Origin of the sequence: Hydrocoleum sp. CS-953, from assembly GCF_002260545.1 — a bacterium.
Taxonomy (GTDB): domain Bacteria; phylum Cyanobacteriota; class Cyanobacteriia; order Cyanobacteriales; family Microcoleaceae; genus Trichodesmium.
Map to the genome: position 1 here is coordinate 1 of NZ_LGSU01001042.1, position 6259 is coordinate 6259.

Here is a 6259-nt window from a genome sequence, read left to right on the forward strand (position 1 = left end):
CTATAGCAATCCTCCGCATATTCGTGGCAAAAATCTTACTGCTTTTTAGGTATGGAGGGAACAGGGAACTCTTAACTGGCTGGAGTTTCAAGTTTTTTATCTACTTTTTAATTTATCACGACCTATTTAGGATTACTATAGCTAATCAAAAAACAACTATGACAGCTAGAATATAATCTTTATTTCTAGATAAGTAAAGAGCTGTTTACAAAATAGACTGATAATGAATCTTAAACTAGGATTTTTTTTTGCCATTGCTGTTTGCTATCTATTAGAATTTACTAAAAAATTCAGGGGTATAAAGCCTCTCCATTTATGGAAAAAAATAAAAAAAGTTCCTTTTAGCCAATCCTTCTATTACAGAATAGGTGCTTATTAATAATTAATTGTTAATTATTAATTGTTGAATTTAAACTTCTCATACACAGCCAGATATTAATCAAAATCTATTTGTGTAATATANAGTTAAAAATCTTTCTTTTTGAGATAACTCATTTTTTTGATCCGCACATTCAGAAGCTAATTCTTGAGTCCAAACTTTGATTTTAGGTCCAGAACTACCCAATCTAATAATCATCTCATTTGCCAGTGATACTTGAATAATTGGTTCATCATCTATATAAGTACCATTAACACCAAAATTGATGATAATCCAACTAGACTTATCTTCCCAAATTTCTGCATGATAACGAGAAACTATAGCACTGTAAATTATAACATCATTATCACTTGCTCTACCTATACGAATTAATGATTTTTCTCCCCAACTCCAATGTTGAACAGGAACTAATTGAGTTGGATGTAATAAAGCTAAAGTAATCACTTTTAATAATTATTAAATATATGACAATTTTAATATTTTAGAGAATAGGAATTACTGGGAATAGGGAACAGATATTAATATTAAACTCTACCTCACCGAAAAATTTGGGTAGTTATACCAATTCCCATGCATTATTGCTATACTTGGGCGATACTTCAGTTATTAACCGCTCAGTACAATCAGAATCATTTTTTTGCTGATTTTCGCTAGTTTAATGTTAATTATTCTTATGTTTCCTTCTCTGTACGGACGTTGCACAGGCAAAAATGCGTTTTCCGTTCCGGAATGCTCCGCATTTCCTGACGGAATGCTCCGCAAACATGTCGGCGACAGCCGTTAACGGAGTTATGCGCCAGCAAAACATGTCGCGCAGCGATACGTCCCTACCTACTCCCCTACTCCCCTACTCAAGTAAATATAGAAAAGTTTTTGAGAAATGGTATTACGCCTCCTCTTTTAAGAGGATTAAAAAAAAGAATATTCCGTATTTCAAGCCTCCTTATTGTAGAGGTACTGATAACTGATAACTGATAACTGAAATTACCATCCTCAAAATAGCTGTAATTATAGCTATATTGATAAATCATTTGTATTTTTCTCTCCCTCATCTTTTGAAGAATTAAAATTTTTTATCCCTTGAGACTTTACCCCATCAATTTTTTCCTTAGCTACTGTTGTTACTTGTTGAATTTTGGTAGAAAATTCATCCGTAGTTGTCTGAGTTTTCCTATTTTTTTTCTCTCTAGATTTAGTTTGAAAATCTTCTACTTTTTGTTTTGCTTGTTCTGTAACTACTTGGGCTTTTTCTTCAGCTTGTTTTTTCACAACCTTAGCTCTTTGTTGAAATCCGAGAGCTAATTTTTTGGCCTCACCTCGTGCTATATCAATATGTTCTCTAGTTCTGACTAAATCTGCTTGTAAAAAGTTCTTAAGTAAAACTACTTTTTCCGCAACCCCTCCACTATAATATTGAGGATTTTCAACAGCACTATTTACTACTATTACTCGTTTATTTCCAGTGCTATAAACTGCTTCTGGTGCTAGTAAATAAACACTATCCAAAACACCTCGCCACCCATTAGATTTAAACAAATAATTAACTATTGCACCTGTTTTTATATTGAGAATATATTCTANCCCCTCCACTATAATATTGAGGATTTTCAACAGCACTATTTACTACTATTACTCGTTTATTTCCAGTGCTATAAACTGCTTCTGGTGCTAGTAAATAAACACTATCCAAAACACCTCGCCACCCATTAGATTTAAACAAATAATTAACTATTGCACCTGTTTTTATATTGAGAATATATTCTACAATAAAACCTACTTTTTCCCCTGTATCAGTCCAAACTTCATTACCAATTATATTGACAATATTATTGTGTTTTTCCAAATTATCTGGTTGTGGTTTCCCATTAACTAGAGTAGCATCAGCACCAATAGTCTCAATTTGTTGCCAAGCAAAATATTTTTTTTCTTTACCAAATAAACCAGATTTACAGATAAAACCTATAACTTGATGAGATTGAGGATCGAGGCATAATTCTTCTATGCAACCTTGATCTTCAACTGTTTCACGGTCAAGCACTAATCTCTTTAACAGTTGACTATGTTTGATTACCTCTGGAATTTTATTCATAATTTTACTCCTAACACAGAGTTTTGATGAAAAATATTGATTGAGGAAGAAGTAAGAAGAAATTTTAAATAATATAGATACAATCTTTGCTGTCTCTTCCCTATTACCCATTGCCTAAAATCGAAAATTTATACATTTCACCAAGGGTGATAAATCTTATATAATAGATAATAAAGGTTGTAAAAAAATCAAATTAATCCCATTAAAAAAATTATACCATTCATTAAGTAACCTATTCAGATTTTGTATCTTCAAATAAGTCTTGTTGTTCACATTCGGGATCGAACATCGCCTTTAATAAAGGAGTTTCAGGTTTGTCTAAACCATTTTTTTGGGGAGAATTTTGCCTTTGTTTAAAATTCACTCCCTTTGATTGATCGTCGAGATATATGGCAATTTTTGGTCCAGTAAGAGCCAAATTAATTATCAACCCATTGATTACCTTAACTTTCTTGATTGGTTTACCGTCAATGTATGTACCATTGCTACCTAAATTAATAATTTCCCAATCTCGATGATTAGCTTTTAATTCAACATGATAACGAGAAACTACAGAACTATAAACAACCACATCATTATCTGAGCAACGCCCAATCTTAATGACAGATTTATTATCAAAAGTCCAACTTCTGACTGGCATAGACTGAAGTGGATGTAGCAGTGTTAGTCTAATCACATTTGCTATTTAATATTTTTAGTAGAATACCTGAGATAATTGTAGATTATTTAGTTTTTATGGTGGTTCTTAGGTATATGAACTAAGAAGTCAGAAGTTATTTTTGGAACGGCTATTTTGAGCAACCCTCCAAAAACATTTTGCCCATCAAGGCGGAGAAGAATCTCCGACTAATTTTAACTTCTGACTTTCCTGCGGAATGGGGAACTAACAGACTTCTGATTTCTGACTTCTTGAAGTCCCTTAATATATGTCAGATTTCTCCAGGAAGAACTTAATTATAGGAAAACCTGAAGCTAAAGATTTTAATTAACCCGAAATCTAAACTTGAGCTAAGAAATTTGAAACAGGAACGAAACTAAGTCTCCTTTGCCCAAAGATATCCGATCGCCTGGTCTTAACTTATGTCTATTTCCTTTTGTCAAAGGAGTGTTGTTGACATAAGTACCATTAGAACTACCAGTATCTTCAATATAATAACTATCTCCCTCTACTCTAATATCAGCATGAGTACGAGAAACTACCTCAGAGTCAGGAAATCCTGAAACATCAATATCTGGTGGTACTCGATCATTGGGTTTACCTATATGAATCACAGATAAATTGACTGGCAATTCAATATCTGTATCTGTTCTGATATGGAGCAACTTGGCCGACTGTTTTTGCAACTGGGTCTTTGCCGGAATTGCTTTTCCCCCACTGGGAGATGGAGAACTTACTTCAGGGGTAGCAACAGGGGTAGTAACAACGTTAATAGTTTGTGGTGGTTCCTCTGTAACAAGCGGAGTATTAGGCTTGCTAGATTTTTCTAAGTTTAGTTTACCAGATACTATGGGTTCTGGTGTCACTAATGGGTCTGGTGGGTCTAGGTCAGGTATATTTTCCGAAGGCATACCTGGATCTATACCAGACAGAGGTGATACTATAGTGGGCATCACTGCTGGATCTGTTTGGGGTGAAATTTGACCTTCCTCTGTACCAGCACTAACTTTCAAATCGAAGCCACATTGACCACAAAAAGCAGCATCAGCTTGAACTATTGCCCCACAGTTAGGACAATTTGTAGTTACTGGTAAGGGAGTGTAGCAAGCTTCACATTGGTTTGCTCCATCAGGATTCTGATGATTGCAATTAGGACAGACAATCATTTATCTTCTCCTTGCTATCGGCCAGATAAGTAAAGTACCTCAACTTTAACATCCTCCCGACGTTGTGCTTGAGTCACAACGTGGAATTCCTCATACCATTTCAGGGAAGTCACGCATTCAAAAGTCAAAAGTTAACAGTACAGGAAAGTGGGAGTTTTCAACCAACCTCTTGGATAAAGGCAAATATTTTAGTTGTTGACCTCAACAATACTTGATAATTTGCTTCTCCTAGATTTTTTTGAGATTAATCACTGTTTAAATATTTACCCCAGTCACTAACCACTGTAATTCTCCTTGGGGCTGGATCAGACGACTGGGATAATTCATATCATCAGCTTTTTCTGCAAATACTTGGTCTAATGCTTCTTGTTTATCTGCACCAGCAACTAGAAATATTACGCAACGAGCCTGATTAATTAATCGAACTGTGAAAGTTATTCGTGGTTGGCCATCTTTATTGCCTACGGTAATTAGGCGATCGCTTACTTTTAAGGCATCTGTATAAGGAAACAGGGATGCTGTATGACCATCACCTCCCATTCCTAGTAAAATCAAGTCCAAACTAGGAAATGCCCCTGGTGAAACCTGAAAAAATTCTTGCAAATGAGCATCATGGGCAGCAGCATCTGCTTCTGGATCGCCTGCCCCTGTTTCCATAGGATGAACATTTGTGGGTGGTATGGGTACTTGGTCTAGCCAAGCTTGCCTGGCCATTTTTTGATTACTATCTGGGTGGTCAGGAGCTACATAACGTTCATCGCCCCAAAATACATGAATTTTATCCCAAGGCAAATTTTGATTTGCTATGGACTCATAAAGTGGCCTTGGTGTATTGCCACCAGCTAAAGCTATGGTACATTGGNGGATGAACATTTGTGGGTGGTATGGGTACTTGGTCTAGCCAAGCTTGCCTGGCCATTTTTTGATTACTATCTGGGTGGTCAGGAGCTACATAACGTTCATCGCCCCAAAATACATGAATTTTATCCCAAGGCAAATTTTGATTTGCTATGGACTCATAAAGTGGCCTTGGTGTATTGCCACCAGCTAAAGCTATGGTACATTGGCCACGTTCTGCGATCGCTGCTTCAATTTTAGACAAGGAAATGTCCAAAGCTTCTTCGATCAACTTTTCCTTATTTGGCAACAATTTAACCTGTTTGTTCATTTGACTTCTGTTATGATTTAATGTATACACCCAATTAAAGATAGTGATTATTTCTCAATTTGGGTATCGGAGCTATACTATGGCAACTTGTATTTAGATGTCAGTTTATCTCATTACACTCAAGTCATATTAGTATTTGCTAGGTAAAATTTAAGCTACAAAAATTCAGGACAGATAAATTTAGTGGTAAGCAGTCAATCAACAAATTCTTAAAAAAAAATAACATTTGTTGATTTTGGCTCAAGTCTGAATAAATTCTTAATATTTAATCAAATTTTCATATTACCAACAAAAATTATTCCAATCTCAATATATTTTTTCGGCTGGCTTTTTTGCTTCTGTAGCGATCGCTTTCCTTGGTTGGACTGTAGGTTTAATTGATTTGACAGGAATCGCTTTTTGTGTTATTGCAGCCTTTATTGCTACTAACTTGGAAAGTGTAATTGGGGCAACGATGCAGTCTCAGTTTGAATGGTTAACCAATGAAGTAGTAAATATTATCAATACTTTAATCGGAGCGATCGCTGCAATTTTATTAGCCATAGTTTGGTACTATATAGTAATTAGTAATCAGCCAATAGGTATGAGCTTTTTTGTTTCCTAAATCTTAGCTTTGTACTCCTGACTACTTACTTTATAGTCTAAGTTTATATGTTTAGCTTGAATTATTTTCACCTAAAATCTATAACAATCTTAATTTGAATTGTCAGATATTTTAGATTTTTAGATAACAGGAAAAACTAGATATAGGAATTAGTGAAATTCTCAATCATTCCTGAGAATTTACATAGTTATTACA

The 6259-nt window shown here is 34.9% G+C and carries 3 protein-coding genes and 4 pseudogenes; 1 reads left to right on the plus strand and 6 read right to left on the minus strand.

From position 1 onward, the window contains the following. Positions 1-463 precede the first annotated feature (463 nt). From AFK68_RS15240 to AFK68_RS15270, 6 genes and pseudogenes are all read right to left on the minus strand, one after another. Positions 464-823, minus strand: a pseudogene (locus AFK68_RS15240) (FHA domain-containing protein); the annotation flags it as partial. A gap of 1137 nt (positions 824-1960) precedes the next feature. After that, positions 1961-2579 (minus strand): annotated as a pseudogene (locus tag AFK68_RS45290) (PRC-barrel domain-containing protein); the annotation flags it as partial. Positions 2580-2700: 121 nt separating this feature from the next. After that, on the minus strand, positions 2701-3144 hold the full coding sequence (locus tag AFK68_RS15255; protein ID WP_094673532.1) for an FHA domain-containing protein: 444 nt from the start codon (positions 3142-3144) through the stop codon (positions 2701-2703). A gap of 332 nt (positions 3145-3476) precedes the next feature. Beyond that, the gene (locus tag AFK68_RS15260) at positions 3477-4292 is read right to left on the minus strand and encodes an FHA domain-containing protein (protein WP_094673533.1); all 816 of its coding nucleotides are present in this window, start codon (positions 4290-4292) and stop codon (positions 3477-3479) included. A 255-nt stretch (positions 4293-4547) separates the two neighbouring features. Continuing rightward, positions 4548-5154: 6-phosphogluconolactonase (pgl, locus tag AFK68_RS15265; RefSeq protein ID WP_143437901.1), on the minus strand; the 607-nt coding region annotated here is incomplete at its 5' end. Position 5155: 1 nt separating this feature from the next. Further along, positions 5156-5460 (minus strand): annotated as a pseudogene (locus tag AFK68_RS15270) (6-phosphogluconolactonase); the annotation flags it as partial. A gap of 322 nt (positions 5461-5782) precedes the next feature. Between AFK68_RS15270 and AFK68_RS15275 the strand changes: the two are divergent. Further along, a pseudogene (locus AFK68_RS15275) lies at positions 5783-6064 on the plus strand (DUF92 domain-containing protein); the annotation flags it as partial. Positions 6065-6259: the final 195 nt, after the last annotated feature.

Excerpts from the sequence above, each read along its gene's own strand:
- AFK68_RS15260 (WP_094673533.1), bottom strand. The coding sequence starts at position 4,292 with ATGATTGTCTGTCCTAATTGCAATCATCAGAATCCTGATGGAGCAAAC.